Origin of the sequence: Salipiger marinus (assembly GCF_035481585.1) — a bacterium.
In the GTDB taxonomy this organism is placed as follows: Bacteria; Pseudomonadota; Alphaproteobacteria; order Rhodobacterales; family Rhodobacteraceae; genus Salipiger; species Salipiger marinus.
The window spans coordinates 195,177-219,889 of sequence record NZ_JAYKSL010000001.1 but is presented as its reverse complement, the minus strand read 5'-3'; the positions used below and the strand labels follow the sequence as shown (position 1 = coordinate 219,889).

The 24,713-nt window shown below is 66.7% G+C and carries 32 protein-coding genes; 12 read left to right on the top strand and 20 right to left on the bottom strand.

Annotated elements, in window-relative coordinates; genetic code table 11:
• Positions 1-60: 60 nt before the first annotated feature.
• Both VK682_RS01165 and VK682_RS01160 read right to left on the bottom strand, forming a co-directional pair.
• Positions 61-267 carry a cold-shock protein gene (locus VK682_RS01165; RefSeq protein ID WP_089842420.1) on the bottom strand — a complete coding sequence of 69 codons (207 nt, stop codon included), beginning with the start codon at positions 265-267 and terminating at the stop codon, positions 61-63.
• A gap of 222 nt (positions 268-489) precedes the next feature.
• Positions 490-2,697 (bottom strand): transglycosylase domain-containing protein, encoded by a 2,208-nt coding sequence (locus VK682_RS01160; protein WP_324781324.1) that lies wholly within the window; start codon positions 2,695-2,697, stop codon positions 490-492.
• Positions 2,698-2,953: 256 nt separating this feature from the next.
• Here VK682_RS01160 and VK682_RS01155 point away from each other — a divergent pair, with 256 nt between their 5' ends.
• On the top strand, positions 2,954-3,292 hold the full coding sequence (locus VK682_RS01155) for a P-II family nitrogen regulator (protein WP_089842414.1): 339 nt from the start codon (positions 2,954-2,956) through the stop codon (positions 3,290-3,292).
• 32 nt (positions 3,293-3,324) lie between these two features.
• Positions 3,325-4,662, top strand: a complete 1,338-nt coding sequence (gene amt / locus VK682_RS01150) for an ammonium transporter AmtB (RefSeq protein ID WP_089842411.1) — start codon at positions 3,325-3,327, stop codon at positions 4,660-4,662.
• Between the two features lie 234 nt (positions 4,663-4,896).
• Here the strand turns inward: amt and VK682_RS01145 are convergent, their stop codons facing one another.
• The 5 genes from VK682_RS01145 to recO all read right to left on the bottom strand — a co-directional run bounded on the left by VK682_RS01145 (position 4,897) and on the right by recO (position 7,892).
• Positions 4,897-5,667: a FadR/GntR family transcriptional regulator gene (locus VK682_RS01145; protein WP_230794712.1), complete on the bottom strand. Its 771-nt coding sequence runs from the start codon at positions 5,665-5,667 to the stop codon at positions 4,897-4,899.
• Between the two features lie 68 nt (positions 5,668-5,735).
• Positions 5,736-6,176, bottom strand: coding sequence for a molybdenum cofactor biosynthesis protein MoaE (locus VK682_RS01140; protein WP_230794711.1), 441 nt, complete (start codon positions 6,174-6,176; stop codon positions 5,736-5,738).
• Positions 6,177-6,179: 3 nt separating this feature from the next.
• A complete protein-coding gene (gene moaD, locus VK682_RS01135; protein WP_089842402.1) occupies positions 6,180-6,425 on the bottom strand; it encodes a molybdopterin converting factor subunit 1 in 246 nt (81 codons plus the stop codon).
• On the bottom strand, positions 6,425-7,090 hold the full coding sequence (pgsA, locus tag VK682_RS01130; RefSeq protein WP_230794710.1) for a CDP-diacylglycerol--glycerol-3-phosphate 3-phosphatidyltransferase: 666 nt from the start codon (positions 7,088-7,090) through the stop codon (positions 6,425-6,427). Before pgsA ends, moaD begins: the two co-directional genes overlap by 1 nt.
• Positions 7,091-7,157: 67 nt before the next feature.
• A complete protein-coding gene (gene recO, locus VK682_RS01125) occupies positions 7,158-7,892 on the bottom strand; it encodes a DNA repair protein RecO (protein WP_230794709.1) in 735 nt (244 codons plus the stop codon).
• A gap of 118 nt (positions 7,893-8,010) precedes the next feature.
• Here recO and VK682_RS01120 point away from each other — a divergent pair, with 118 nt between their 5' ends.
• A complete protein-coding gene (locus VK682_RS01120; RefSeq protein WP_230794708.1) occupies positions 8,011-8,655 on the top strand; it encodes a Pr6Pr family membrane protein in 645 nt (214 codons plus the stop codon).
• Here VK682_RS01120 and VK682_RS01115 read toward each other — a convergent pair.
• The 12 genes from VK682_RS01115 to folK form a co-directional block, all read right to left on the bottom strand.
• Positions 8,600-8,932: a DUF1491 family protein gene (locus tag VK682_RS01115; protein WP_230794707.1), complete on the bottom strand. Its 333-nt coding sequence runs from the start codon at positions 8,930-8,932 to the stop codon at positions 8,600-8,602. The two genes, VK682_RS01120 and VK682_RS01115, sit on opposite strands and share 56 nt — an antisense overlap.
• Complete coding sequence (gene era, locus VK682_RS01110; protein WP_089842386.1) at positions 8,925-9,836, bottom strand: GTPase Era; 912 nt, start codon at positions 9,834-9,836, stop codon at positions 8,925-8,927. The genes VK682_RS01115 and era overlap by 8 nt, the downstream gene beginning before the upstream one ends.
• A complete protein-coding gene (locus VK682_RS01105) occupies positions 9,833-10,723 on the bottom strand; it encodes a DMT family transporter (RefSeq protein WP_324781388.1) in 891 nt (296 codons plus the stop codon). Before VK682_RS01105 ends, era begins: the two co-directional genes overlap by 4 nt.
• Positions 10,724-10,775: 52 nt before the next feature.
• The gene (gene rnc / locus VK682_RS01100; protein WP_089842383.1) at positions 10,776-11,462 is read right to left on the bottom strand and encodes a ribonuclease III; all 687 of its coding nucleotides are present in this window, start codon (positions 11,460-11,462) and stop codon (positions 10,776-10,778) included.
• The gene (gene lepB / locus VK682_RS01095) at positions 11,459-12,295 is read right to left on the bottom strand and encodes a signal peptidase I (protein ID WP_324781323.1); all 837 of its coding nucleotides are present in this window, start codon (positions 12,293-12,295) and stop codon (positions 11,459-11,461) included. Before lepB ends, rnc begins: the two co-directional genes overlap by 4 nt.
• Before the next feature lie 100 nt (positions 12,296-12,395).
• Complete coding sequence (gene acpS, locus VK682_RS01090) at positions 12,396-12,803, bottom strand: holo-ACP synthase (RefSeq protein WP_089842377.1); 408 nt, start codon at positions 12,801-12,803, stop codon at positions 12,396-12,398.
• Complete coding sequence (locus tag VK682_RS01085; protein WP_230794705.1) at positions 12,800-13,240, bottom strand: hypothetical protein; 441 nt, start codon at positions 13,238-13,240, stop codon at positions 12,800-12,802. The genes acpS and VK682_RS01085 overlap by 4 nt, the downstream gene beginning before the upstream one ends.
• A complete protein-coding gene (locus VK682_RS01080) occupies positions 13,237-13,989 on the bottom strand; it encodes a pyridoxine 5'-phosphate synthase (RefSeq protein ID WP_089842371.1) in 753 nt (250 codons plus the stop codon). The genes VK682_RS01085 and VK682_RS01080 overlap by 4 nt, the downstream gene beginning before the upstream one ends.
• 31 nt (positions 13,990-14,020) lie before the next feature.
• Complete coding sequence (locus VK682_RS01075; protein ID WP_089842367.1) at positions 14,021-14,674, bottom strand: DUF2062 domain-containing protein; 654 nt, start codon at positions 14,672-14,674, stop codon at positions 14,021-14,023.
• Positions 14,675-14,689: 15 nt separating this feature from the next.
• On the bottom strand, positions 14,690-16,828 hold the full coding sequence (locus tag VK682_RS01070) for a RelA/SpoT family protein (RefSeq protein WP_230794704.1): 2,139 nt from the start codon (positions 16,826-16,828) through the stop codon (positions 14,690-14,692).
• Positions 16,829-16,870: 42 nt separating this feature from the next.
• Positions 16,871-17,224: a DNA-directed RNA polymerase subunit omega gene (rpoZ, locus tag VK682_RS01065; RefSeq protein ID WP_089842359.1), complete on the bottom strand. Its 354-nt coding sequence runs from the start codon at positions 17,222-17,224 to the stop codon at positions 16,871-16,873.
• Positions 17,225-17,301: 77 nt separating this feature from the next.
• Positions 17,302-17,883 carry a 2-amino-4-hydroxy-6-hydroxymethyldihydropteridine diphosphokinase gene (gene folK, locus VK682_RS01060; RefSeq protein WP_324781322.1) on the bottom strand — a complete coding sequence of 194 codons (582 nt, stop codon included), beginning with the start codon at positions 17,881-17,883 and terminating at the stop codon, positions 17,302-17,304.
• Between the two features lie 132 nt (positions 17,884-18,015).
• Here folK and VK682_RS01055 point away from each other — a divergent pair, with 132 nt between their 5' ends.
• Genes VK682_RS01055 through VK682_RS01030 form a run of 6 tightly spaced genes read left to right on the top strand, consistent with a single transcriptional unit; the run spans position 18,016 to position 21,684 of the window.
• The gene (locus VK682_RS01055; protein ID WP_089842351.1) at positions 18,016-18,591 is read left to right on the top strand and encodes a LabA-like NYN domain-containing protein; all 576 of its coding nucleotides are present in this window, start codon (positions 18,016-18,018) and stop codon (positions 18,589-18,591) included.
• Positions 18,592-18,633: 42 nt separating this feature from the next.
• The gene (locus VK682_RS01050; RefSeq protein ID WP_324781321.1) at positions 18,634-19,074 is read left to right on the top strand and encodes a YqaA family protein; all 441 of its coding nucleotides are present in this window, start codon (positions 18,634-18,636) and stop codon (positions 19,072-19,074) included.
• Between the two features lie 60 nt (positions 19,075-19,134).
• Complete coding sequence (gene ispH, locus VK682_RS01045; RefSeq protein ID WP_089842344.1) at positions 19,135-20,085, top strand: 4-hydroxy-3-methylbut-2-enyl diphosphate reductase; 951 nt, start codon at positions 19,135-19,137, stop codon at positions 20,083-20,085.
• A 15-nt stretch (positions 20,086-20,100) separates the two neighbouring features.
• Complete coding sequence (locus VK682_RS01040) at positions 20,101-20,556, top strand: DUF3429 domain-containing protein (RefSeq protein WP_230794701.1); 456 nt, start codon at positions 20,101-20,103, stop codon at positions 20,554-20,556.
• A gap of 47 nt (positions 20,557-20,603) precedes the next feature.
• The gene (gene rnhA, locus VK682_RS01035; RefSeq protein ID WP_089842338.1) at positions 20,604-21,056 is read left to right on the top strand and encodes a ribonuclease HI; all 453 of its coding nucleotides are present in this window, start codon (positions 20,604-20,606) and stop codon (positions 21,054-21,056) included.
• A gap of 4 nt (positions 21,057-21,060) precedes the next feature.
• The gene (locus VK682_RS01030; RefSeq protein WP_089842335.1) at positions 21,061-21,684 is read left to right on the top strand and encodes a trimeric intracellular cation channel family protein; all 624 of its coding nucleotides are present in this window, start codon (positions 21,061-21,063) and stop codon (positions 21,682-21,684) included.
• Positions 21,685-21,813: 129 nt separating this feature from the next.
• Here VK682_RS01030 and VK682_RS01025 read toward each other — a convergent pair whose 3' ends face one another.
• Complete coding sequence (locus tag VK682_RS01025) at positions 21,814-22,992, bottom strand: MalY/PatB family protein (protein WP_230794700.1); 1,179 nt, start codon at positions 22,990-22,992, stop codon at positions 21,814-21,816.
• A gap of 105 nt (positions 22,993-23,097) precedes the next feature.
• Here VK682_RS01025 and def (VK682_RS01020) point away from each other — a divergent pair, with 105 nt between their 5' ends.
• Genes def (VK682_RS01020) through def (VK682_RS01010) form a run of 3 tightly spaced genes read left to right on the top strand, consistent with a single transcriptional unit; the run spans position 23,098 to position 24,607 of the window.
• Complete coding sequence (def, locus tag VK682_RS01020; protein ID WP_089842327.1) at positions 23,098-23,619, top strand: peptide deformylase; 522 nt, start codon at positions 23,098-23,100, stop codon at positions 23,617-23,619.
• A complete protein-coding gene (def, locus tag VK682_RS01015) occupies positions 23,616-24,113 on the top strand; it encodes a peptide deformylase (protein ID WP_324781320.1) in 498 nt (165 codons plus the stop codon). Before def (VK682_RS01020) ends, def (VK682_RS01015) begins: the two co-directional genes overlap by 4 nt.
• The gene (def, locus tag VK682_RS01010) at positions 24,110-24,607 is read left to right on the top strand and encodes a peptide deformylase (protein WP_324781319.1); all 498 of its coding nucleotides are present in this window, start codon (positions 24,110-24,112) and stop codon (positions 24,605-24,607) included. The genes def (VK682_RS01015) and def (VK682_RS01010) overlap by 4 nt, the downstream gene beginning before the upstream one ends.
• Positions 24,608-24,713 lie beyond the last annotated feature (106 nt).

Here is a 24,713-nt window from a genome sequence, read left to right as displayed (position 1 = left end):
TCGCGCCGCAGATGCGGCGCGATCAAAATCATCAGGTCGGGCTGAAAGCCCTGACGCGGTTCAGGCCAGAGCCAGATCGCGTGCCGATTCGCGACCGTCACGGCCGGTTTCGATCTCGAACGTGACCTTCTGGCCGTCCGGAAGATGCGAAATGCCCGCGCGCTCAACGGCGGAGATGTGGACGAAGATGTCCTTGTTGCCGTTTTCGGGCTGGATGAAGCCGAAGCCTTTGGTCTGGTTGAACCATTTCACGGTGCCGTTGGCCATCGTGATGTTCCTTCTTAGATGTTGCTGCCCGCAGTATGCGACAGCCCGGCTGGTCAGTTCGATAGCAGACTGAGGCCGGTGAAGGATACAGGATGCAGCATGAATAACGTAGCGACTCTGTCTTTACAGGAGAAATCCCGAATCAGCAATGCCCGGAGCCGGATTTCTCGGACGGGCCGGCGGGTCCGCGGCATTTCGCCTGTCACCCGCCGGTTCCCTGTCTCAGTTGCGGGGCCCCAGCAGGTCGCGCAGCACCTGCTGGATGATGTTGTCGCGCTGCTGCCGTTCCGGGCCGGGGGCCTGCTGGCTGACCTGCGGCTGCGGCGGGGCCACCGGCTCCGGTGCGGCGGGGGCAAGATCGGGCAGGGGGTTGGCGGGCAGGCCTTCATGCACGCGCACCATGGTTTCCTTCCAGATCTCGGCGGGCAGGCCGCCCCCGGTGACGCCGGTCAGCGGCGAGTTGTCATCATTGCCCATCCAGACCCCGGTGACGTAATCGGCGGTGAAGCCGATGAACCACGCATCCCGCGCGTCGTTGGACGTGCCGGTCTTGCCCGCCGCCTCGCGGTCGGGCAGGCGCGCGCGCTGGCCGGTGCCTTCGGTCAGGACATGCTCCAGCATCCAGATCAGCTGGCCTGCCGCCTCGGGCTGGATCACCCGTTCGCGGATGCCGCCGCCAGTGCCCATAAGCGGGGTGTCATCCCCCTTCAGCCGCAGATCCACCAGACCATAGGGCGTGACGGCTGAGCCGCCGTTGAGAATGCCCGCATAGGCCCCGGTCATTTCCAGCAGCGAGGCTTCGGAGGTGCCAAGCGCCATGGCGGGGGTGTTCTGCAGTTCCGACTGGATGCCGAAATCATAGGCCACCTTGTGGACCAGATCGCGGCCCACGTTTTCCGAGATCTTGATCGCGGGGATGTTCAGCGAATTGGCCAGCGCATCGGTCAGCGTGACGCGGCCCTTGTAGGATTTGCTGTAATTCTCGGGGCACCACTGGCCGGATCCGGCGATGTTCATGCAGAACGGCTCGTCCACCACCGTGTCATAGGGGGAATGGCCCAGTTCCAGCGCGGTGGCATAGATGAACGGCTTGAACGCCGAGCCGGTCTGCCGCTTGGCCTGCGTCGCGCGGTTGAACACGCCAGAGACGCCGGTCTTGCGCCCGCCCACCATGGCGCGCACGGCGCCATCGGCGGACATGACCACGATCGCGGCCTGCGCGTTGGAGCCTTCGCGCACCTTGTTGTCATAGACCGACCGCATCGCCGCCTCGGCTGCGGCCTGCAGCTTGGGGTCGATCGTCGTGCGGATCACCACGTCTTCCATGGTGTCGCGGGTCAGGAAATCCGGGCCGGTGGACATCACCCAGTCGGCGAAATAGCCGCCCGCGCGCCGGTCGGCATCATCCGACAGCGACGCGGGATTGGCCTGCGCGCGCTGTTCCTCCTCGGCGGTCAGATAGCCCTGATCCCGCATCAGCCGCAGCACCGTGGCGGCACGGGCGCGCGACCGCTCAAGGTCATTGGTGGGCGACAGGCTGGACGGGGCGGACAGCAGGCCCGCGATGATCGCGGCCTCCTGCGGCTGAAGTTCTGCGGCATGTTTGCCGAAATACCGCTCTGACGCCGCCTCTGCCCCATAGGCCCCGGCGCCCATATAGGCGCGGTTGAGATAGATCGACAGGATGTCGTCCTTGGAATACTTGGCCTCCATGGCCATGGCGAACAGCGCTTCCTTGCCCTTCCGGGCCAGCGTGGTCTCGCGGCATTCGGCGACATAATCCGCCTCGGTCTCCCAGACATCGGGATCAAAGGTGGTGCCAAGGCACAAAAGCTTCGACGTCTGCTGCGAAATGGTCGACCCGCCATGGCCCGACAGCGGCCCGCGCCCTTCGGACAGGTTGATGCGCACCGCCGAGGCGATGCCGCGCGGCGACACGCCGAAATGCTGGTAAAACCGCCGGTCTTCGGTGGCGATCACCGCATTGCGCAGATGCGGCGACACGCTGGTGGCAGTGACGGGGCCGCCGAACTGGTCGCCGCGCCACGCGAAGATCTCGCCGTTATTGTCCATGAGCGTGACCGAGCCGCGCGCGCGCCCGTCCAGAAGCGCCTCCAGCGGCGGCAGCTTGGTGTAATAGTAGCCCACGCCTGCGGCCAGCAGCAGCAGCGCCACGGTGCCCACCCGCCATGTCACCGTCCAGAGGATACGGACCACCCAGCGGAACAGCCCCAGCACCAGCGCCACCAGCGGGTTGCGCCGCGATGGGGGCTTGCGGCGCGCGGGTCTGCGCCCGGAGCCGTTGCCGCCCCTCGAGGCGGGTTTGCGAGACCCCTTGTCCGGGGAACCCGACCCCGTGGATTTGGAGGATGTCGCCGTGTAGCGGCGATCGGCCACCAGCCGGCCTTTGCCACGCCCTGAATCACTCATATGCCTCTGCCCGGCCCGTTTTGTTTTGCCGCAAGATAGCTGGTTTGGGGCGGGATGTTGACCGGGAAACCACGGGAATGGTGACTTTTTGGTGTGCTCATTGTGTGTGCATCAGGGGAAAATATGCCCGTTTTTTGCTCCGCGGGGGGTCCCGCCCTCCCCGGTTCCCGGCTGTTTCCTTCCCAAAAGCGCGTCTCGGCGGCTTTCTGCCTGTGCACAATGCAGGCAGCGCTTGCCAGAACCGAAAGGGACCAAGGTGAAACTGATCATTGCGACGATCAAGCCGTTCAAGCTGGAGGAGGTGCGCGAGGCGCTCACCGCCATCGGCGTGCGCGGCATGATGGTAACGGAAATCAAGGGCTTCGGCTCGCAGTCGGGGCATACCGAGATCTACCGTGGTGCGGAATACGCGGTGAACTTCGTTCCGAAGATCAAACTGGAAATCGTGGTTGCGGCCTCGATGGCCGATCAGGTGGTGGAGACCATCATGAAGACCGCGCAGACCGGCAAGATCGGCGATGGCAAGATCTTCGTGCTGGATGTGCTGCAGGCCGTGCGGGTGCGGACCGGCGAGATCAACGCGGACGCGCTCTGACCGCCGCGGAACGACAGATAGGGACAAATCAGATGAAATTTCTCAAGACCCTCGCTCCGGTTGCCGCGCTGATCGCGCTGCCGAGCCTCGGGCTGGCGCAGGACGACGCGCCGGCCCCCGGCGTGAACGCCGCGACCGACACCGTCTTCATCTTCAACTCGCTGCTGTTCCTCATCGGCGGGTTCCTCGTGTTCTGGATGGCCGCCGGCTTCTCGATGCTGGAAGCGGGCCTCGTGCGGTCCAAGAACGTGACCATGCAGCTGATGAAGAACGTGGCGCTGTTTTCCTTTGCAGCCATTTTCTATTACCTGATCGGGTATAACCTGATGTATCCGCTGGGCACCTGGGGCATCGAGGGCATCCTGTCCGGCGTCTGGGGCCCTGCGGTTCTTGAAGCCGTCGGCGTGACCGCCGATGCGGCGGATGACTATTCCTACGCCTCCACCGGCTCGGACTTCTTCTTCCAGCTGATGTTCTGCGCCACCACTGCCTCCATCGTGTCGGGCACGCTGGCCGAGCGCATCAAGCTCTGGCCGTTCATGATGTTCATCGTCGTGCTGACCGCGATCATCTACCCGCTGCAGGCATCGTGGAAATGGGGCGGCGGCTTCCTTGACGAAGCAGGCTTCCTCGACTTCGCAGGCTCCACAGTCGTGCACTCCGTGGGGGGCTGGGCCGCTCTGGCTGGCGCGCTGCTGCTTGGCCCGCGGATCGGCAAGTACAAGGATGGCCGCGTGACGCCCTTCCCGGGCTCCAACCTCGCGCTCGCCACGCTGGGCACGTTCATCCTGTGGCTGGGCTGGTTCGGCTTCAACGGCGCGTCGCAGCTGGCGATGGGCACCGTGGGCGACGTGGCAGACATCAGCCGCATCTTCGCCAACACCAATGCCGCCGCCGCAGGCGGGGCCGTGGCCGCGATGATCCTGACGCAGCTGCTCTACAAGAAGCCTGACCTGACCATGGTGCTGAACGGCGCGCTGGCCGGTCTGGTGTCGATCACTGCCGAACCTCTGACCCCGACGCTGGGGGCCGCGACCCTCATCGGCGCGATCGGCGGCATCCTCGTGGTCTTCGCCGTGCCCTTCCTCGACAAGATCAAGATCGACGACGTCGTGGGCGCCATCCCGGTCCACCTCGTGGGCGGCATCTGGGGCACGCTGGCCGTGGTCTTCACCAATGGCGACGCCACCCTTGGCGCCCAGCTTTACGGCATCGTCGTGGTCGGCATCTTCACCTTCGTGGTCTCCTTCGTGCTGTGGTTCATCCTCAAGATGGTGGTCGGCATCCGGGTTTCCGAAGAAGACGAGATCAACGGGCTCGACATGGCCGAACTGGGCATGGAGGCCTATCCCGAGTTCTCCAAAGGCTGATCTCCTCCTTCCCGTCAGCCTTTTGTGACCAACTGCCCGGGCGTTCGCGCCCGGGTTTTTTGTTGCCTCTGCGGAAAGGAAGAAGGGGGCTCTGCCCCCGTCCGCGTGCCGCGGCCTCCCCCGGGATATTTTTCCCAAGAAGAAGATCGAAGTCAGGGTCCGGTTTCTTCTTGGCGGAAATATCCCGGGGGGAGCGCGCCCTGCGCGCGGGGGCCAGAGCCCCCTTCCGCCGAATCAGCCGCGCGGGTGCAGACGGTCGTAGCGCTGGCGGGCCACGTCTTCGTCGCGCGCGGCCTTGCGGTCGGCGGCCAGCGCCGTTTCCACAAATCCCAGATGCATGGCCACGGCGGCGCGGGCGGCTGCGGCATCTCGGGCCTGCAGCGCGGTGTTGATGGCGTGGTGCTGGTCCAGCAGCGCGTCGCGGGTGCTGCGCTGGCGGAACATGATGGAGCGGTTGTAGAAGACGCCTTCGCGCAGCAGCTGATACATCGACCGCATCATGTGCAGCATGATGACGTTATGGCTGGCCTCGATGATGGCCAGATGAAAATCCGCGTCGAGCTGCGCTTCTTCGGCGGGATTGCGTTTCTGATGCGCGGCCTCCATCCGGGTGAAGAGCGTGTCGATCACCCGGAGGTCGGAGTCGGTGCCATGGGTCGCGGCGCGTTCGGCGGCGAGCCCTTCCATGTCGCGGCGGAAGCTCAGGTAATCGAACACCGCCTCGTCGTGATTGGCGAAAAGCTGGATCAGCGCGTCGGAAAAGGCCGAGCCCAGCACCTCGGTCACGAAGATCCCCGACCCCGCCCGGGTTTCCAGCAGGCCGCGCGCCTGCAATTCGGCCACCGCCTCGCGCAGCGACGGGCGGGACACGCCCAGCCGTTCCGACAGGTCGCGTTCGGCGGGCAGCCGTTCGCCGGGGCGCAGGATGCCGCGCAGGATCAGTTCCTCGATCTGGCGCACCACCGCGGCGGCGAGTTTTTCGGACATGACGGGTCGGAAGGGCATCTTGAGGATCCTGACGGGAATTGGTCAGATCATATGACCACGTCCCCGGCGCGGCAAGCGGTGCGGGCTCACCAGCGGCGGAGCGCGTCTTCGTCCTCGTCCTTGGCCGCAACCCAGGCCTCGCCCGCGGTGCCGCTTTCCTTCTTCCAGAACGGGGCGCGGGTCTTGAGGTAGTCCATCAGGAACTCCGCCGCCTCGAAGGCGTCGCGGCGGTGCGGCGCGGCGGTGGCGACCATCATGATGCGCTCTCCGGGTCCCATCCGCCCGTAGCGGTGGATCACCAGCACGTCGCCCAGCGACCAGCGGGCGCGCGCCTGTTCGGCGATCTTTTCCAGCGCGCGTTCGGTCATGCCGGGGTAATGTTCGATCTCCATCCCCGCCAGCGTGCCGGTGCCGTCGCGCACCGTGCCGGTGAAGGTGACCACGGCGCCCATGTCGGTGCGGCCGCTGGCAAAGGCATCGGCTTCGGCGCCGAAGTCGAAGGGGGCCTCGGTCACGACGATCCGCATGGATCAGCCCCCCGTCATCGGCGGAAAGAACGCCACTTCGCGCACCCCGGCCAGCGGCGCGTCAAAATCGGCCAGATCCTGATCCAGCGCCACGCGCAGCGCCGACAGGTCGGCAAAGGCCGCCGCATAGCGGTCCTCGCGGGCGCGCAGTTCGTCGACCAGTTCGGCGACGGTGGCGGCCTGCGTGTCGATGCGTTCGCGGGGCAGGCCGATGCGTTCGCGCACCCATGCAAAATAGAGCAGATCCATCAGCGGTCCTCCCTCAGATGCGGCAGCGCCTTGGTGAAGTAATCCCAGCCTGTGACCAGCGTCAGCGCGGCGGCGATCCAGAGCAGGGTCAGCCCCAGATGGCCGGCCCATTCCATGCCGGTTTCCTTCCAGCGCAGGCCGTGGGTGTCGGGGGCGTCCCCCTCCATCACCTGCGCCGCGGCGGCGGGGTCGATCCCGTCCAGCGACAGGGCAAGGTAATGTTCGAACATGCCTTGGGCAAACAGGGTGGCAATGGCGATCATCTGCAGCGTGGTCTTCCACTTGGCCAGCTTCGTGACCTTCAGCGTGCCTGCCGTGTCGCCCAGATATTCGCGCAGGCCCGACACGAACACCTCGCGGAAGAGGATGAAGGTGGCGGGCAGCACCAGCCAAGGCGACATGGAGGAATAGCCCACGATGACCATCAGCGCGATCACCACCATGGCCTTGTCGGCGATGGGGTCGAGCATGGCGCCAAGCTTTGATTCCTGCCCCCAGAGCCGCGCCAGATAGCCGTCGAACCAGTCGGTGACGGCGGCGGCGACAAACAGCGTAAGGGCGAACCAGTCCGCCCATGGGCGCTGGAAATACAGGAACATCACCGCAAGACCCGGCGCAGCGAGCAGGCGGAGCGCGGTGAGGATGTTGGGTATGGTCCAGCGCATGGCCGATACCTAGCGCGCTTTGCCCGGACAGGGAAGATGCCGCGGGGCAGATGGCGGGGGCTGCCTGTTATCCATGCGACGCCCGGCGCGCCAGCCGGTCGACAAACAGGGCGCGGGCGGCGGGCAGGGGGCGGTCCCGCAGGTCGCGGGCCATGTGATGGTCCAGAAAATGGCCGGTGGTGCCAAGCGCCGTCACGATTTCGGCATCGGGGGCCGCGCCCTCGCCCCGCAGCACCGGCGGCAGCGGCAGCAGGCGGCTGGCCCAGTCCCCGGCGCCCTGCCGCGATACCGCGCGCCCGCTGCGGGGCGAGACATAGGCCAGCCTTTCGGTCGCGCCGGTGACCGCGCAGGCCGCGAGGTCAAGGCCAAAGCCCATCTCCTCCAGCAGGGCCAGTTCCCAGCGCAGATAGGCCAGCGGCCAGAGCTCGGGCTGGCCCAGCAGATCCAGCAGCGATTCCGTGCGGGCATATAGGGCGGGATGCGGTTCGCGTTCGGGCAGGCAGAAGCCGAGCAGCGCGCAGACCGCCTGCAGCCCCGCCAGCGCCAGCGGATCGGCCATGGCGATGGCGGCCCTTGACCGCTGCGGTTCGGCGGAGAAATTGCCCATCTGATCCTCCAGCCGGGCGCGCCATGCCAGATCCAGCTGTGCGCCGGGCTGCAGCGTGGGCGCCAGCCTGCGCGAGCCGCCGCCGCGCATCACCCCCATGTGCCGCCCGCGGCTGGGGGTGAACACGTCGAGAATGGCCGAGCTTTCGCCATGCCTGCGGGCCGAAAGAAGAATGCCGGTGTCGCGCCAGTCCATGGCGGCACTCTGGGGGCTGGGCGGCGCGGCGTCCAGCCTGACGCGACGGTGATGCGGCGCGGGCGCGCAGAGGCTTGACCTTGCGCGCGCGGCAGGGCGGAATTGCGGGATGATGATGATGACCCCCGTGCTTTACCGGCTGACCGCCGCGCTGATCGCTGCCCTTGCGCTGGGGTCGCTGGCGCTGCAGCTGTATCTGGGGCTGGAGCGCTGGCCGGGCCGCACGTTCTGGGTCGAAAGCTGGCGGATGGGGCGCTATTTCACCGTGCTGACCAATCTGCTGCTGGGGCTGAGCTGTGCCGCCATCGCCCTGGGCTGGCGGGCGCGCGACAGCTGGCTGGCCGGTCTGGTGCTGTGGATCGGCATTGTCGGCATCGTCTATCACGCGCTGCTGGCCCGCGAGCTGGAGGGGCTGCGCCGTCTGGCCGATGCGGGGCAGCACACGGTGGTGCCGCTGCTGACGCTGCTGTGGTGGATGATGTTTGCGCCGAAACGGGGTCTGGCGCCCCGCCATGCGGTCTGGTGGCTGTCATGGCCCGCGATCTATGTCGCCTATGCGCTGATCCGGGGCGAGATCGACGGGCGGCATCCATATTTCTTTGTGGATCCGTCGCTGATCGGCTGGCCCGCCGTCGGGCTGTGGGTGCTGGGGCTTGGCGCGGCTTTCTGGAGCGCGGGGCGGGCGCTGGTGGTGCTGGGGCAGTGGCTCAGCCGTCCATCCCCTCCAGCAGGTGCCGCCCCTGACGGTCCTCGATCTCGATGACCCACAGATCGGGGTCAAAGCTGCGCTGCCGGGTCACGGCGGCATCCACCTCGCGTTCCGGCCCTTCGGCCAGCACGGTCCAGCGGCGGCTGTCCAGCACCAGATCCCATTCGCGCACGAAGGCGCGGGCCCGACCGTCCAGCGTGGCGAGCTTGACCAGCACGGCGCCCGCCGTGGCATCGCCACGCGCGGTCACATAGGCGGGAATGTCGGCCAGAGACAGGTGGCGCAGATAGGCGCCAACCCAGACATGGGTTACAAGACGGGGTTCAGGCATTTCCGTCGCGGAAATTCAGCCCCATCTCGTTGTAGCGCTCCGCCTCTTCCAGCCAGTTCTCGCGCACCTTCACCTGCAGGAAGAGATGCACCTTGCGGCCCAGAAACTCCTCCAGCTCGGCGCGGGAGGCTTGGCTGATCGCCTTGATCGTCTCGCCGCGATGGCCGAGCAGGATGCCCTTGTGGCCGTCACGGCTGACATAGATCACCTGATCGATGCGGGCCGAGCCGTCATCGCGTTCCTGCCAGTGTTCGGTTTCCACCGTCAGCTGGTAGGGCAGTTCCTGATGCAGACGCAGCGTCAGCTTTTCCCGGGTCATTTCCGCCGCGATCATGCGCATGGGCAGGTCGGCGATCTGGTCTTCGGGGTAAAGCCACGGGCCTTCGGGCACTTCTTTCGCCAGCCACTGCCGCAGGTCATCCACGCCATAGCCGCGTTCGGCAGAGATCATGAAGGTCTTGGCGAAGGGGTATTTGTCGTTCAGCGCCTGCGACAGCGCCAGCAGCGACTCTGCCTTGACGCGGTCGATCTTGTTGATGGCCAGCGCCACCTTGGCGCCGCGCGGCAGCTGGTCGGCCAGCGTGGCAAGGATGCGCTCCACACCCTCGACCAGCCCGCGATGCGCCTCGACCAGCAGGACGATGACATCGGCATCCGAGGCGCTGCCCCATGCGGCGGCGACCATGGCGCGGTCCAGCCTGCGGCGCGGCTGGAACAGCCCCGGCGTGTCGACAAAGACGATCTGCGCGTCGCCTTCCATGGCCACGCCGCGGATGCGGGTGCGGGTGGTCTGCACCTTGTGGGTGACGATCGACACCTTGGCCCCCACCATGCGGTTGGTCAGGGTGGATTTGCCCGCGTTGGGCTCTCCGATCAGGGCGACGAATCCGGCGCGTGTGGTCATTTGGGGGCTTCCCGGTTCTGATGATCCACGGGCTTTACAGCATCCGGAGGCGGCGGACCAGTGCGTGTGTCCCGTAGAAGCGTATAGACCCCGCTGGCCACGATCAGCGCGCCGCCCGCCAGTGTCCAGAGGTCAGGCCGTTCGCCGAAGAACACGAAGGCAAAGACCAGCGCCACCAGCAGCCGCGAATAACGGAAGGGCGCCACCACCGACACGTCGCCGCTGCGCATGGCGCGGGTCAGCGCGGTATAGGCGGCAACCCCCACCACGCCGGTCAGCAGCAGGCGGCCCCATTCGGCGGGCAGGGGCAGGCGCGGCGGGGCAGGGTCAAGCGGCAGCAGCAGCAGGCCCGCCACGGTGACCACGGCAAAGCCCAAGATCCCCAGCTGGCGCGAGGAGACGGCGGGTGGTGCTGCGCGGGTGAACAGGTCGCGCATGGCAAAGCCCACCATCCCCGCCACCGCCAGCAGCGCGTCGACACGAAAGGCCTCCGGCGTGGGGCGCAGGATCAGCAGCACACCCGCAAAGCCCACGGTCATGGCGATCCAGCGCCGGGGCCCGACCTTTTCCCCCAGCAGCAAGGCGGCGCCTGCGGTGACCACCAAGGGCGCGGCCTGCAGGATCGACGAGGTGACGGAAAGCGAGGTCCATGCCAGCGCCAGCGCGAAGAACAGCCGCCCCATGATCTCGAACCCGGTGCGCAGCAGCAGGCGGGGGCGGATCATGTCGGGGTGAAACACCGGCTCGCCCGCGCGCCATGTCAGCACCGCATAGATCAGCAGGCCCGACAGGCCGAAGATCGTGGTCGCCTCGCCGGGGGGCAGGGCAGGGGCCACGGATTTGAACAGGCTGTCTTCGACCGCAAACAGCGTCATGGCCAGAACCATGAACCCCGCGCCGCGCGCATTGGCGCTGATGCTCCGGCGCGGTGCGCCGGGGTCACTCACCGGCGGAGACCTGTTCAAGCAGGGCCGCAGCGGCCTCCTGTTCGGCCTTGCGCTTGGATCCGGCGGTGGCGGTGGCGGTCTCGCCAGAGGCAAGCTGCACCTCGATGGTGAAAACGGGCGCATGGTCGGGACCGGTGCGCGCGGTTTCCACATAGGCGGGGGGCGGCATCCGCCGCGCCTGCGCCCATTCCTGCAGCGCGGTCTTGGGATCGCGCGCGTCGGTGTCCACGGCGGCCACGCGGTCGCCCCAAAGCCGCAGGATCACGGCGCGGGCCGCGTCAAACCCGGCATCCAGATAGACGGCGGCGATCACCGCCTCCATCGCGTCACCCAGAAGCGCCTGCTTGCGCCGCCCGCCCGACATCATCTCGGACCGGCCCAGCTTCAGCGCGGCGCCAAGATCGATCGCCTGCGCGACTTCGGCGCAGGCCTCCTTGCGCACCAGTGTGTTGAAGCGCGGCGCCAGCTGGCCTTCGGAGGCGGCGCGGTCGCCCGCCAGCAGCGCCTCGGCCATCACCAGCCCCAGCACGCGGTCGCCCAGAAATTCCAGCCGCTGGTTGTCCTCGCGCCCGGGACCGGACATCGAGGAATGCGTCACCGCCCGGCGCAGAAGCTCTGGCCGGGCGAAGCGATGGCCGATCCGCGTCTCGAGCGCCGTGATCTCGGCCGACCGTTTCACTGGATCTTCTCGAAGAAGCGGTCGCCGCGCCATGTCCAGAAATACAGCATGGAATTGCCCGCCGACGAGAACACCACCCGGTTGGCCTTGCCGATCAGGTTCTCGAACGGGACAAAGCCCACGCCGCCCGCCGCACTGGGCACCCGGCTGTCGGAGGAATTGTCGCGGTTGTCGCCCATCATGAAGTAATGCCCGGCGGGCACGGTATAGACGGGGGTGTTGTCCGACCCCTGCATCGCGATGTTGAGCACGTCATGCGCCACGCCATTGGGCAGGGTTTCGGTCCAGCGCGATTTTTCGCAGACGCCGCCATCGCCGACGGGGCCGTTTTCGCAGCGCGGACGCAGCTGCTGCGGACCCTGCGGGGCGGCGGTTTCGGTGAAGGTGCCGTTGCGCTCCATCTCGACGGGGACGACATTGATGTGCAGCACGCCGTTGCGCACCTGAATCTGGTCGCCGGGCAGGCCGATCACCCGCTTGATGAAATCGCGCCCGGTCACCGGATGGCGGAACACCGCCACGTCGCCCCGGTCGGGCTCCGAGCCGAAGATGCGGGTGTTGTCGCCGTCCATCCAGCCGCAGATGTCCTTGGCGTCGATGTCGACCCCGAAGGCGGGCAGATAGACCGAGGGGCAGGAGGCATAGGAATAGCCATAGGACATCTTGTTGACGAACAGGAAATCCCCGATCAGCAGCGTGTCCTTCATCGACCCGGAGGGGATCCAGAACGGCTGAAAAAACAGCGAGCGGAACACCCCGGCGATGATCAGCGCCCAGAACACCGTCTTGACGGTTTCCCAGATCCCGCCGCCCGATTTCTCTGCCTTTGCCATGGACCCCTGCCCCTTTGTGCCTTGTTTCGCAGGCTTCATGGGCGGCAGGCGGGGCGGAGTCAAGCCGGGCTGCCGCGCGCTCACCGCGCCGTGCCCCGCGTCAGGCGGGTGGCAGGGGCCGTGCCTCGATCACCACGAAGGCCTGCGCCCATGGGTGATCGTCGGTCAGGGTCACATGGATGATCGCCTCGTGCCCCGGCGGGGTCATGGCGGCAAGCCGTTCCTGCGCCCAGCCGGTGACCTGCATCACCGGCTGGCCGGTGGGCAGGTTCGACACCGCCATGTCGCGCCACGCGATGCCCATGCGCAGCCCGGTGCCAAGCGCCTTGGAACAGGCCTCCTTGGCGGCCCAGCGTTTGGCATAGGTGCCCGCCACGTCATGCCGCCGCTCGGCCTTGCGCTGTTCGGTGTCGGTGAAGACCCGGTTGCGGAACCGGTCGCCGAACCGGTCCAGCGTTGCGGCGATGCGGTCGATATTCGCAAGGTCGGTGCCGATGCCAAGGATCACTCCTCGCGCGCCTCCACCCGCGACTCCGCCTGATTGACGGTCAGGTGCAGGGTGAAGGGGACAAACCCCGTGCCTTCGTAGCGCTGGCCCGGCAGTGCGATCTGCAGCCCGGTCGCGGGGTCATAGCGCGCCTGCGCGCCCACCAGATCCAGCGAGGACCAGCCCAGCCCGTCATCGCTGGTGACGAAGCGGCAGAGCCCGTAGCCGATTTCCGGATCGGGCAGGGTCACGACCAGATGCGCACCGCAGCAGGCGGGTTCTTCCAGCAGCAGCGAGACCAGCGCCACGTCGCCATTGGCAAATTCCCGGGTGGCGCTGGCGAAGGGCCGTGCAAGGTTGCGCACATTGGCTTCGGGCCGGTCACAGTCGGTGACCTCTGCTGCGGCGGCGGGCAATGCGGCACAGAGCGCCAGCGCCATGGCTGCGGCGCGGATCATGTCCGCGCCTCGTCCATCATGCGGCGCATTTCCGCGATGGCCGGGCCAAGCCCGCGAAAGATCGCCTCGCCGATCAGGAAATGCCCGATGTTCAGCTCCATCACCTCGGGAAAGGCGGCGACGGGCTGCACCGTCTCGTAGGTCAGGCCGTGGCCCGCATGGACCTCCAGCCCCAGATCATGGGCAAAGCGTGCCATGTCGCGCAGGCGGGCCAGTTCGTCGTCGCGTTCCTCCAGCCGTCCCTCGGCATGCAGGTCGCAATAGGCGCCGGTATGCAGTTCGATGACCTGCGCGCCGATGCGATGCGCGGCCTCCACCTGCGGGCGGTCGGCGGCGATGAAGATCGACACGCGGCTGCCTGCCTCGCGCAGCGGCGCGATGAAATGCGCCAGCCGGTTTTCGTCGCGCGCGACGTCAAGCCCGCCTTCGGTGGTGCGCTCCTCGCGCTTTTCGGGCACGATGCAGACCGCGTGCGGCTTGTGGCGCAGCGCGATGGCCTGCATTTCCGGGGTCGCCGCCATCTCGAAATTCAGCGGCACGGTCAGCACCTGCATCAGCCCGTCGATATCGGCGTCGGAGATGTGGCGCCGGTCCTCGCGCAGATGCGCGGTGATGCCGTCGGCCCCCGCCTCCTGCGCCACCTGCGCGGCGCGCAGCGGGCAGGGATAGGCGCCGCCGCGGGCATTGCGCACGGTGGCGACGTGATCGATGTTGACGCCCAGACGAAGGCGGCCCGCAAAGGTGGTCATGGCAAAGCTCCGGGTTGCGATGGCCCGGAGCCTAGTCCGCGCCGCCGTCGCCGTCAGCCTGTTTCTTGCGATTTTTCAACGCGGCAAGCTTGTTTTTCAGCGCGCCCTTGCGGCGGTTCTGATAGGCGCGGATCACCGGCACCGACAGGTAATAGCAGACCAGCCCCGCCACGATGCCGGGCAGGATGCCGCCGATCAGATAGGGGTAGAACACCTCGTGATAGAAGGTCAGCAGCCGGTCCCAATGCACCGGCTCGCCCGCGATCATCGCACAAAGATTGTCCCACAGGCCCTGTCCCGCATCACCGAATTTCTGCAGCAGCGAGCCGTGGTGCGGCGACCGCCGGTCGATGCCCAGCAGGAAATTCCCCGTCTCCAGCGCCACGATGCCGATGGGCACATAGGTCAGCGGATTGCCGAAAAACGTGCCCAGCAGGGCGGCAAGGATGTTGCCGCGCACAAGAAAGGCCAGCGTGGCCGCGACAATGAAGTGCAGCCCGTAAAACGGTGTGAAGGTGGTGAAGACCCCGGCAAAGATGCCGCGGGCGATTTTTTCAGGAGAATCGGGAAGGCGATGCAGACGATGCTGGATGTAACGCGCCGCGCGCCCCCAGCCACCTCGCGGCCAGAAGAACTGGAGCACGATCTTCCAGACCGGCCGTCTGTCGCGGCGCTTGAAGACCAAGGCGCCTTGCCCCCTCTATTCCGCAGCGGTCGCAACCGCCGTTAGGGATGGATCACGCCTGCGGCTCACCGACGCCACATCGCTTTCGGCATCGAGCGCGGACATCACCGAATGCAGGTGCTCCGCGTCCCTCAGCTCGATATCCATCCGCAGTCTGAAGAAATCCGGTTTCCGGTCGATGAAGTGCAGGTCCGAGATATTGGCCAACCGCTCGCCGATCAAGGTGCAAATGCGCCCCAGCACCCCGGCGTCGTTGCCGATGGTCAATTCAAGCGTCACGTCATAGGCGGCGGGGTGGGTGCCTTCGGCCCAGTGCAGATCCAGCCAGCGGTCGGGCTGGTCTTCGAAACCGGCCAGCGCCTCGCAGTCGATGGCATGCACGAACACGCCCTTGCCGCGCTGGGTGATGCCCACAATGCGCTCTCCAGGCAGGGGCTGGCAGCAGCGCGCCCGGGTAAAGCCGGTGCCCGGCTCCATGCCAATGACGGCGCGATGCGCCTCCACCTGCGATTCGTCCGAGGGCGTCAGGTCGGGATAGACCGCATGCACCACCTGCCGCGAGGTGATCTCGGCGCTGCCGAGCCGGGCCAGAACCTCGCCCGCGTTTTCCAGCCGCAGCGTCTTGGCGGCCTTTTCCAGCACCTTGTCGGTGGCTTTCTTGCCGACATGCTCAAAGGCTGACCGCGCCAGTTCCGCGCCCAGCTTGATGAAGCGCTCGCGCCCGGCCTCGCGCAGCGCGCGGCGGATGGCGGTGCGCGCCTTGCCGGTGGTGGCGATATCGAGCCATGTGCCCTGCGGGGTCTGGCCTTCGGCGGTGATGATCTCCACCGACTGGCCGTTCTTCAGCCGGGTCCAGAGCGGCACGCGGATGCCGTCCACCTTGGCGCCGACGCAGGCCGATCCGATGCGGGTGTGGATGGCATAGGCGTAATCCAGCGGCGTCGCCCCGCGCGGCAGCTTCACCACATCGCCCTTGGGGGTAAAGCAGAACACCTTGTCCGAATACATCTCGAGCTTCACCGCCTCGAGGAATTCGTCGTGATCCTCCTCGGCGTCGAACTGTTCGGTCAGCGAGGCGATCCAGCGCGCCGGATCCACGGCAAAGGGGTTTTCGGTGCGCACGCCGTCGCGATAGGACCAGTGCGCCGCCACGCCGGTTTCGGCCACGTCATGCATCTGGCGGGTGCGGATCTGCACCTCTACCCGCTTGCCGTCGCGGCCCGACACGGTGGTGTGGATCGACCGGTAGCCGTTGGATTTGGGCTGGCTGATGTAATCCTTGAACCGCCCCGGCACCGACCGCCAGCGCTGGTGGATCACGCCAAGCGCGCGGTAACAGTCCATTTCGGACCGGGTGATGACGCGAAAGCCGTAGATGTCGGAAAGCCGGGAAAAGCCCATGCCCTTTTCCTGCATCTTGCGCCAGATCGAATAGGGCTTCTTGGCGCGGCCAAATACCTCGGCCTCGATATTCGCGGCCTCAAGCTCCGTGCGCATGTCGCCGGTGATGCGGTGGATCACGTCCCCCGCTTCTTTCTGCAGGTTGATGAAGCGCCGGATGATCGAGGCGCGCCCCTCGGGGTTGAGGACGCGGAAGGCCAGATCCTCCAGCTCCTCGCGCATCCACTGCATGCCCATCCGGCCCGCCAGCGGGGCGTAGATGTCCATGGTCTCGCGCGCCTTCTGCACCTGCTTTTCCGGGCGCATCGCCTTGATGGTGCGCATGTTGTGCAGCCGGTCCGCCAGCTTCACGAGGATCACCCGCAGATCCTTGGACATGGCCATGAACAGCTTGCGGAAATTCTCGGCCTGCTTGGTCTCGGAACTGGACAGCTGCAGGTTGGTCAGCTTGGTGACGCCATCGACCAGATCCGCCACATCCGTGCCAAACCGCTGCTGGATGTCGGAATAGGAGGCGCGGGTGTCTTCGATCGTGTCGTGCAGCAGCGCCGTGATGATGGTGGCATCATCCAGCTGCTGTTCGGTCAGGATCGCGGCCACCGCCACGGGATGGGTAAAATAGGGCTCGCCCGAATGCCGGAACTGCCCGTCATGCATCCGGCGGCCAAAGTCATAGGCCTCGTGGATGAGCTTTTCGTTGGTTCTGGGATTGTAGTTGCGGACCAGTGCAACAAGGTCTTCCGCCGCGATCATGGGCGCCTATCCTTACCCGGCCCGCATCTGCTGGGCCGCGCCTCAGTTTTCGCCCTGAGCTTCCATCAGAGCGCGCAGCAGCTTTTCTTCGGACATGTCGTCTTCGGCGGGCTTGTCCGTTTCGGAGCCCATCAGCAGCGCCATGCTGTCTTCTTCGGGCTCGTCGACTTCGATCTGGGTCTGGTTCGACTCGATCAGCCGTTCGCGCAGCTCGTCAGCGGACTGGGTTTCCTCGGCGATTTCGCGCAGCGCGACAACGGGGTTCTTGTCGTTGTCCCGGTCCACGGTCAGATGTCCGCCCGCCGTAAGTTCACGGGCGCGATGGGCCGCCAGCATCACCAGTTCGAAGCGGTTGGGAACCTTGTCGACGCAGTCTTCTACCGTCACACGGGCCATGGGAGATCACCTTCGGGGTTGTCCGTCAGAAAGGGCACGTTTAGCGCGGCAGGGTCAGGAAGACAAGGCGAAAGCGATCACGGTGCCGCGTCCTGCAGGGGCACCACCGCGGCGCGATCGGCGGCGGGCAGGGCGGCACACATCTCTGCCACGGACCGCCCCAGCAGCGGGTGCCGCCAGCCTGCGGCCACATCGCAGAGCGGCACAAGAACGAAAGCCCGGTCTTGCAGTCTTGGATGGGGCAGGATCAGCTCCGCCGGAGCGCGCTGCGCCTGTTCCGCCACATCCAGCGCGCGCCACGCCGCCTGTGTCGTTGCGTCAGGCAGCACGATTTCGCCGATGCCAAGCAGGTCCAGATCCAGCGTCCGGCTGCCCCAGCGCGTGATCCTCTGTCGGCCAAATTCCGCTTCGGTCGCATGAAGCAGATCCAGCACCCCCGCAGGCGTTTCGGCACTATGTAGCACGGCGCAGGCATTGGCATAGTCCGGCCCCGCACCTGCCGGAAAACACGGCGTTTTGTAAATCCGGCTGCAGCGCCGCAGCGCCAGCCCGCGCCGGTGCAGCGCCGCCAGCGCCGCCTTCAGCGTGGCGGCGGAATCCCCGATCTCGGACCCGAGATTTGATCCCAAAGCGATGAGGATTTCTTGTTCTTTTGGCATAAATAAGGTATCCATGAGGCAATATTGGTCAGCTTGAAACCTTGACCAAAAACTTTACTGTTTGCTGACAGGGTGCCGGATATTTCACTCACTCACGGACCGCAGGCGCCCATTTGCTCGAAAGGACATTTGATGTTTTACAAGGACGAACGGCTCGCGCTGTTCATCGATGGATCGAATCTGTATGCCGCTGCAAAAGCGCTCGGGTTCGACATCGACTACAAACTGCTCCGTCAGGAATTCGTGCGCCGCGGCAAGATGGTTCGCGCCTTCTACTATACCGCATTGCTGGAAAATGACGAGTATTCCCCGATCCGTCCGCTGGTGGACTGGCTGCACTACAACGGCTTCACCATGGTGACGAAGCCCGCGAAGGAATACACCGACAGCCAGGGCCGCCGTAAGGTCAAGGGCAACATGGACATCGAACTGACCGTCGATGCCATGGAGCTTGCGCCGCGCGTGGATCACATCGTGCTTTTCTCCGGGGATGGCGATTTCCGCCCGCTCGTCGAATCGCTTCAGCGTCAGGGCGTGCGCGTGTCGGTGGTATCCACCATCCGCAGTCAGCCGCCGATGATCGCCGACGAACTGCGCCGTCAGGCCGACAATTTCATCGAGCTTGACGAACTGCGCGAAGTCATCGGTCGTCCGCCGCGCGAACAGCAGGCGGAGCGCAACTTCGAGGTTGCAAGCTCGGGCAACTGAGCGACGGGAAGGGGAACCTTATGGGGATGAGGCTCCTTCCGCATGCTTGCTGAGACCGCCGCGCTAGGCGGTCTCTTTCTCGCGGCCTTCGGGGCCGCCACGATCCTGCCGTTCCAGTCGGAACTGGTGTTTGTGGGGCTGCAATTGCGCGGCACGCAGGCGCTGTGGCTGCTGGTGCTGGTGGCCAGCATCGGCAACACGCTGGGATCGGTCGTGAATTACGTTCTGGGGCTTGGACTGGAACGCTACCGCCACCGCCGCTGGTTCCCGGTGACCGAGGCGCAGCTGGAAAAGGCGCAAGGCTGGTATGCCCGCTGGGGCGTCTGGTCGCTGCTGCTGAGCTGGGCGCCGCTGGGGGACGGGTTCACCGTGGTCGCGGGGATCATGCGCACGCCGCTCTGGCTGTTCGTGGCCTTGGTGGCGCTGGCCAAGACCGGGCGCTACATCATTCTGGCCTGGCTGACCGCGCTCACGCTGGGCTGACCGCCGGGCACTGGACCCGGCGCGTCCTTTTGCCTACCTGTTGCCGGACAGGAGACCGCCATGACCAAACCCGCCCTGACCCTTTACCTCGCCGCGCCGCGCGGCTTCTGCGCCGGTGTCGACCGTGCCATCAAGATCGTCGAACTGGCGCTGCAGAAATGGGGCGCCCCGGTCTATGTGCGGCACGAGATCGTGCATAACCGATTCGTGGTGGACGGGCTGCGCGCCAAGGGCGCGGTCTTTGTCGAAGAGCTGGAGGATTGCCCGCCCGACCGCCCGGTGATCTTTTCCGCCCATGGCGTGCCCAAGGCCGTGCCCGCCGAAGCCGCGCGGCGCGAGATGGTCTATGTGGACGCGACCTGCCCGCTGGTCAGCAAGGTGCATATCGAGGCGCAGCGCCACCACGAGGCCGGGCTGCAGATGATCATGATCGGCCATGCGGGCCATCCCGAAACCATCGGCACCATGGGCCAGCTTCCCGAAGGCGAGGTGCTGCTGGTGGAAACCGTGGCGGATGTCGCGCAGGTGCAGGTGCGCGATCCCGCGCGGCTGGCCTTTGTCACCCAGACCACACTGTCGGTGGATGACACCTCGGAAATCGTGGCGGCCCTGCAGGCGCGCTTTCCCGCGATCATCGGCCCGCACAAGGAAGACATCTGCTACGCCACCACCAACCGTCAGGAGGCGGTAAAGGCCATCGCGCCCGACTGCGACGCGCTGCTGGTGGTGGGGGCGCCCAACTCCTCCAATTCCAAGCGGCTGGTCGAGGTGGCGCGGCGCGCGGGCTGCGCCTATGCGCAGCTGGTGCAGCGTGCCACGGACATCGACTGGCGCGCGCTGGAGGGCATCCGCAGCATCGGCGTCACGGCGGGCGCCTCTGCCCCCGAGGTGCTGATCGACGAGGTGGTGCAGGCCTTCCGCGACCGCTACGATCTGACCGTGGACATGGTGGAAACCGCGCGCGAGGATGTGGAATTCAAGGTGCCGCGCGTGCTGCGCGTGCCCGCCTGATCCATGAGCCCCGCCATGCCCGTCCCCCGCGCCGCTCTGCTGCTTGCCCTTGCGGGTCTGCTGCCCTTCGTCTGGGGGGTGGCCACCGCGCTGTCGGATCCGCTTTACGAAGCCGCGCTGACCACGCTTGGCGGGCGCTTCGTGGCGCCCTATGTGCAGCTGAGCTATGGCACGGTGATCCTTGCCTTCATGTCGGGCGTGCTCTGGGGCTTTGCCGCCCGCGCGCCGGTCTCGGGCGGGCAGGCGGCGGTGGGCTACGGCCTGTCGGTGATCCCGGCGCTCTGGGCCTTTTTCATGGTGGGGGGCGGCCCGGTTTCCGCCGCGCTGAACCTGATCTTCGGCTTTCTGGGCGTGCTGCTGCTCGACTGGCAGTTCGCACGCTGGGGGCTGGCGCCGGGCTGGTGGCTGCGCCTGCGCGTGCCGATGACGCTGGCCGTGGTGGCCTGTCTGGGACTGGGCGTGGTGACGTGATCCCGCGCCCCTTGACGCCCCCCGCGCGGCACGGCTAGGGCAGGCGGATGACCAGAATTTTTGCCTATACCGACGGAGCCTGCTCCGGCAATCCCGGCCCGGGCGGCTGGGGCGTCCTGCTGCGCGCCGTCGAGGGCGATGCCGTGGTCAAGGAACGCGAACTCTCCGGGGGCGAAGCCGCCACCACCAACAACCGGATGGAGCTGATGGCCGCAATCAGCGCGCTGGAATGCCTCGCCCGTCCGTCAGAAATCACGGTCGTCACCGACAGCGCCTATGTCAAGAACGGCGTGACCGGCTGGATCCACGGCTGGAAGAAGAACGGCTGGAAAACCGCCGACCGCAAGCCGGTGAAGAATGCCGAACTGTGGCAGCGGCTGGACGAGGCGCAGAAGCGCCATCAGGTGGTCTGGACATGGGTCAAGGGCCATGCGGGCCATCCCGAAAACGAACGCGCGGATGAACTGGCCCGCGCGGGCATGGCCCCGTTCAAGACCTGAGCCGATGGCCGCTGCCGCGCTGCTCGATTTCGCTTCGGTCCTGATCTTCGCGCTGACCGGGGCGCTGGTCGCCAGCCGCGCGCAGCTTGACGTGGTGGGCTTCGCCTTTCTTGCCAACCTCACCGCCATGGGCGGCGGCACCTTCCGCGACCTGCTGCTGGACCGCCATCCGGTGTTCTGGATCGCCGAACCGCTGTATCTGGGCGTGGCCACCGGGGCGGCGCTGCTGGTCTTCTTCACCGCACATCTGCTGGAAAGCCGCTACCGCACGCTGATCTGGCTGGATGCGGTGGCGCTGTCGGTGGCGGTGGCGGCAGGCGCGGGCATCGCACAGGCCGAAGGCGCCCCCGCTCCGGTGGTGCTGGTCATGGGGGTGATGACCGGCTGCCTTGGCGGGCTGCTGCGCGACGTGGTGGCCAACGAGGTGCCGCTGCTGCTCAAACAGGGCGAACCCTATGCCACCTGCGCGCTGGGGGGCGCGCTGGCGCTCTGGACCGCCACGGCGCTGGGGCTGGCGCCGGGCTTCGCCGCGCTGCTCTGCGCCGGGGTCACCTTTGCGCTGCGGGCCAGCAGCCTCGCCTTCGGCTGGCATATCCCGGTCTACCGCCCGCGCCCGCCCCGCCAGTAAGCGCGCGCGCCGTCTCCCGTCCCCTTCTTCTTGGCAAAAATATCCCGGGGAGCGCGAGGGGCAGAGCCCCTCGTCTTTACCCAGTGCCGCGCCTCCAGCGCGAGGGGCAGAGCCCCTCGCCCCGTCGCCTCATTGCAGATCGGCAAAGGCCTCCTGCAGGCGCCGTCCGGCCTCCTCGACGCGGGCGCGGGGGGTGGCGAAGTTGAACCGCAGAAAGTCCTCTCCCCCCGATCCGAAGGTGGTGCCGTGATTGGCGGCGATGCGCGCGCCCTGTTCGACGCGGGCGATAAAATCCGCAGGCGCCATGCCGGTTCCGGAAAAATCGACCCATGCCAGATAGGTGGCCTCCATCGGCATCGAACGCAGGCCGGGGATCTCGTTCACCATGGCGTCGAACAGCCGCCGGTTGCCGTCGAGATAGGCGCAAAGCTCGTCGACCCAAGCGGCGCCTTCGGGGCTGTAGGCGGCGGTGGCCATGTGCAGGCCAAAGGAATTGGGCGAAATGCCAAGCCCGCCCATCACTGCGGCAAACCGCGCCCGCAGCGCCGGATCGGGGATGATGACATTGCCGGTATGGGATCCGGCGATGTTGAAGGTCTTGGTGGTGGCGGTCATCATCACCAGCCGCGCGGCACTTTCGGGCACGGCCACCGGCATGGGCAGGTGGCGATGGCCGGGCATGACCAGATCGGCGTGGATCTCGTCCGACACCAGCACCAGATCGTGCCGTTCGGCAAACTCCGCCACCGCCTGCAGCTCTTCGCGGGTCCAGACGCGGCCCCCGGGATTGTGCGGCGAACACAGCATCAGCAGCTTTTCCTGCCCGGTCATCCGCGCGTCATAGCTGGCAAAATCCATCTGATACCGGCCATCCTGCTGCACCAGCGGCAGCTCGCGCACCTCGCGGCCCGCAGCGGTGATGACGCGGGCGAAGGCGTGATAGACCGGGGTGAACAGCACCACCGCGTCGCCCGGATCGGTATAGGCCTGCACGCAAAGGCCGGTGCCGTTCACCAGCCCATGCGTGGTAAAGACATGGGCCGGATCCAGATCCCAGCCGTGGCGCGTGTCCATCCACCAGCGGATCGCCTCCAGATAGGCGGCGTCATCGCCGAAATAGCCGTAGATGCCGTGATCCAGCATCTGCTGCAGCGCCGCCTGCACCACCTCGGGCGGGCGGAAATCCATGTCGGCCACCCACATGGCCAGCCCGTCCTGCGGCGCCACGCCATACAGCGCCTCCATCTTGTCCCATTTGGCGCAATGGGTTCCCGTGCGGTCGATCACCTCGTCAAAGCGGCTGGTCATGGTCTGCGGTCCTTTTTTCCTCTGCCGCAGACGCTACCCGGCGGGGCGCGGGACGCAAGCCCCGGAAGCTTGCGCAGGGCGCAGGATTTGCCTAAGTGACACGCCATGAAACGCGCCATCCTGATCCATCCCGACCCCCGCCTGAAAAAGGTCAGCGACCCTGTCCCCGACCTGTCGGACGATCTGCGCCGTCTGGCGGATGACATGCTGGACACCATGTATGACGCGCCGGGCATCGGGCTGGCCGCGCCGCAGATCGGCGTGCTGCAGCGGCTCATCGTGCTGGACTGCATGAAGCCCGATATCGGCGAGACGCCGCGCCCGCTGGTGATGTTCAATCCGCGGGTTCTGGCCGGATCGGACGAGAAAAACGTCTATGAAGAAGGCTGCCTGTCGATCCCCGATCAATATGCCGAGGTGACGCGCCCCAAGGTGGTGGATGTGGAATGGATCGACCGCGACGGTAATCCCCGCACCGAAACCTTTGACGGGCTCTGGGCGACCTGCGTGCAGCACGAGATCGACCATCTGGAGGGCAAGCTGTTCATCGATTACCTCACCCCGCTGAAACGCCAGCTGATCACCCGCAAGATGGTGAAGCTGAAACGCGACCGGGCCCGGGTATGAGCCTGCGCCCGATCCTGCGCTGGCCCGACCCGCGGCTGAGCCAGCCCTGTGGCCCTGCGGTGCCGGGCCCCGAACTGGACGCGCTGATCCGCGACATGTTCGAAACCATGTATGACGCGCCCGGACGCGGGCTTGCGGGGCCGCAGGTGGGGGCGATGCTCCGCGTCTTCGTGATGGATGCGGGCTGGAAAGATGGCGAGATGACGCCGCGCGCCTGCATCAACCCGCGCATCCTGTGGATGTCGGAGGAAACGGCGGTGGGCCCCGAGGGCTGCCTGTCCATCCCGGGCGTGACCGCGCAGGTCCGCCGCGCCGCCCGCCTCCGGCTGGGCTATACCGACCTTGACGGGGCGGCGCAGGAGGTGGACCTGCACGGGGCCGAGGCCATCGTGGCGCAGCATGAATATGACCATCTGGACGGGCTGGTGCATTTCGACCGGCTGGAGCCCGAGACCCGCGCCGCGCTGATGGCGGATTACGGCGCGCTGCCATGACCGCGCGGCCCTGCCTGCCCTGGCCCGACGCGCGGCTGCGCACCCCCGCGCAGCCGGTGGCGGCCATCACCGACGAGATCCGCGCGGTCTGGGCCGACATGATCGACACGATGGAGGCGATGCCCGGCGTCGGCCTTGCCGCGCCGCAGATCGGCGTGATGCTGCGGCTGGCGGTGGTCGATGCCTCGGACACGCGCGGACAGGCGCTGCGCATGGCCAATCCGGAAGTGCTGCATGCCAGCGTCAAGCTGCGCAGCCACGAGGAGGCAAGCCCGAACCTGCCCGGCGTTTCGGCCAAGATCGAGCGTCCGCGTGCGGTGACGGTGCGCTTCCTCAATGCCGAGGGCGAGACCGAGGAGCGCGATCTGGTCGGGCTCTGGGCCACCTCGGTGCAGCATCAGATCGACCATCTGGAAGGGCGGATGTATTTTGACCGCCTGAGCAAGCTCAAGCGCGACATGCTGCTGCGCCGGGCCCGCAAAGGCGCGCGCTAGGCGCGGCAGGCGACGGATCGGGCTGCGCGGGAAGACAGAAGCGAGGGGCGCTGCCCCTCGCGCCGGAGGCGCGGGACTGGGAAAGGCGAGGGGCTCTGCCCCTCGC

Coding starts and splice junctions, on each gene's coding strand:
- VK682_RS01165 (WP_089842420.1), bottom strand. CDS start 267: ATGGCCAACGGCACCGTGAAATGGTTCAACCAGACCAAAGGCTTCGGC.
- VK682_RS01160 (WP_324781324.1), bottom strand. CDS start 2,697: ATGAGTGATTCAGGGCGTGGCAAAGGCCGGCTGGTGGCCGATCGCCGC.
- amt (WP_089842411.1), top strand. CDS start 3,325: ATGAAATTTCTCAAGACCCTCGCTCCGGTTGCCGCGCTGATCGCGCTG.
- VK682_RS01145 (WP_230794712.1), bottom strand. CDS start 5,667: ATGCCCTTCCGACCCGTCATGTCCGAAAAACTCGCCGCCGCGGTGGTG.
- VK682_RS01140 (WP_230794711.1), bottom strand. CDS start 6,176: ATGCGGATCGTCGTGACCGAGGCCCCCTTCGACTTCGGCGCCGAAGCC.
- moaD (WP_089842402.1), bottom strand. CDS start 6,425: ATGGATCTGCTCTATTTTGCATGGGTGCGCGAACGCATCGGCCTGCCC.
- pgsA (WP_230794710.1), bottom strand. CDS start 7,090: ATGCGCTGGACCATACCCAACATCCTCACCGCGCTCCGCCTGCTCGCT.
- recO (WP_230794709.1), bottom strand. CDS start 7,892: ATGGACTGGCGCGACACCGGCATTCTTCTTTCGGCCCGCAGGCATGGC.
- VK682_RS01120 (WP_230794708.1), top strand. CDS start 8,011: ATGACCCCCGTGCTTTACCGGCTGACCGCCGCGCTGATCGCTGCCCTT.
- VK682_RS01115 (WP_230794707.1), bottom strand. CDS start 8,932: ATGCCTGAACCCCGTCTTGTAACCCATGTCTGGGTTGGCGCCTATCTG.
- era (WP_089842386.1), bottom strand. CDS start 9,836: ATGACCACACGCGCCGGATTCGTCGCCCTGATCGGAGAGCCCAACGCG.
- VK682_RS01105 (WP_324781388.1), bottom strand. CDS start 10,723: ATGGTTCTGGCCATGACGCTGTTTGCGGTCGAAGACAGCCTGTTCAAA.
- lepB (WP_324781323.1), bottom strand. CDS start 12,295: ATGGCAAAGGCAGAGAAATCGGGCGGCGGGATCTGGGAAACCGTCAAG.
- VK682_RS01085 (WP_230794705.1), bottom strand. CDS start 13,240: ATGATCCGCGCCGCAGCCATGGCGCTGGCGCTCTGTGCCGCATTGCCC.
- VK682_RS01080 (WP_089842371.1), bottom strand. CDS start 13,989: ATGACCACCTTTGCGGGCCGCCTTCGTCTGGGCGTCAACATCGATCAC.
- VK682_RS01070 (WP_230794704.1), bottom strand. CDS start 16,828: ATGATCGCGGCGGAAGACCTTGTTGCACTGGTCCGCAACTACAATCCC.
- rpoZ (WP_089842359.1), bottom strand. CDS start 17,224: ATGGCCCGTGTGACGGTAGAAGACTGCGTCGACAAGGTTCCCAACCGC.
- folK (WP_324781322.1), bottom strand. CDS start 17,883: ATGCCAAAAGAACAAGAAATCCTCATCGCTTTGGGATCAAATCTCGGG.
- VK682_RS01055 (WP_089842351.1), top strand. CDS start 18,016: ATGTTTTACAAGGACGAACGGCTCGCGCTGTTCATCGATGGATCGAAT.
- VK682_RS01050 (WP_324781321.1), top strand. CDS start 18,634: ATGCTTGCTGAGACCGCCGCGCTAGGCGGTCTCTTTCTCGCGGCCTTC.
- ispH (WP_089842344.1), top strand. CDS start 19,135: ATGACCAAACCCGCCCTGACCCTTTACCTCGCCGCGCCGCGCGGCTTC.
- VK682_RS01040 (WP_230794701.1), top strand. CDS start 20,101: ATGCCCGTCCCCCGCGCCGCTCTGCTGCTTGCCCTTGCGGGTCTGCTG.
- rnhA (WP_089842338.1), top strand. CDS start 20,604: ATGACCAGAATTTTTGCCTATACCGACGGAGCCTGCTCCGGCAATCCC.
- VK682_RS01030 (WP_089842335.1), top strand. CDS start 21,061: ATGGCCGCTGCCGCGCTGCTCGATTTCGCTTCGGTCCTGATCTTCGCG.
- VK682_RS01025 (WP_230794700.1), bottom strand. CDS start 22,992: ATGACCAGCCGCTTTGACGAGGTGATCGACCGCACGGGAACCCATTGC.
- def (WP_089842327.1), top strand. CDS start 23,098: ATGAAACGCGCCATCCTGATCCATCCCGACCCCCGCCTGAAAAAGGTC.
- def (WP_324781320.1), top strand. CDS start 23,616: ATGAGCCTGCGCCCGATCCTGCGCTGGCCCGACCCGCGGCTGAGCCAG.
- def (WP_324781319.1), top strand. CDS start 24,110: ATGACCGCGCGGCCCTGCCTGCCCTGGCCCGACGCGCGGCTGCGCACC.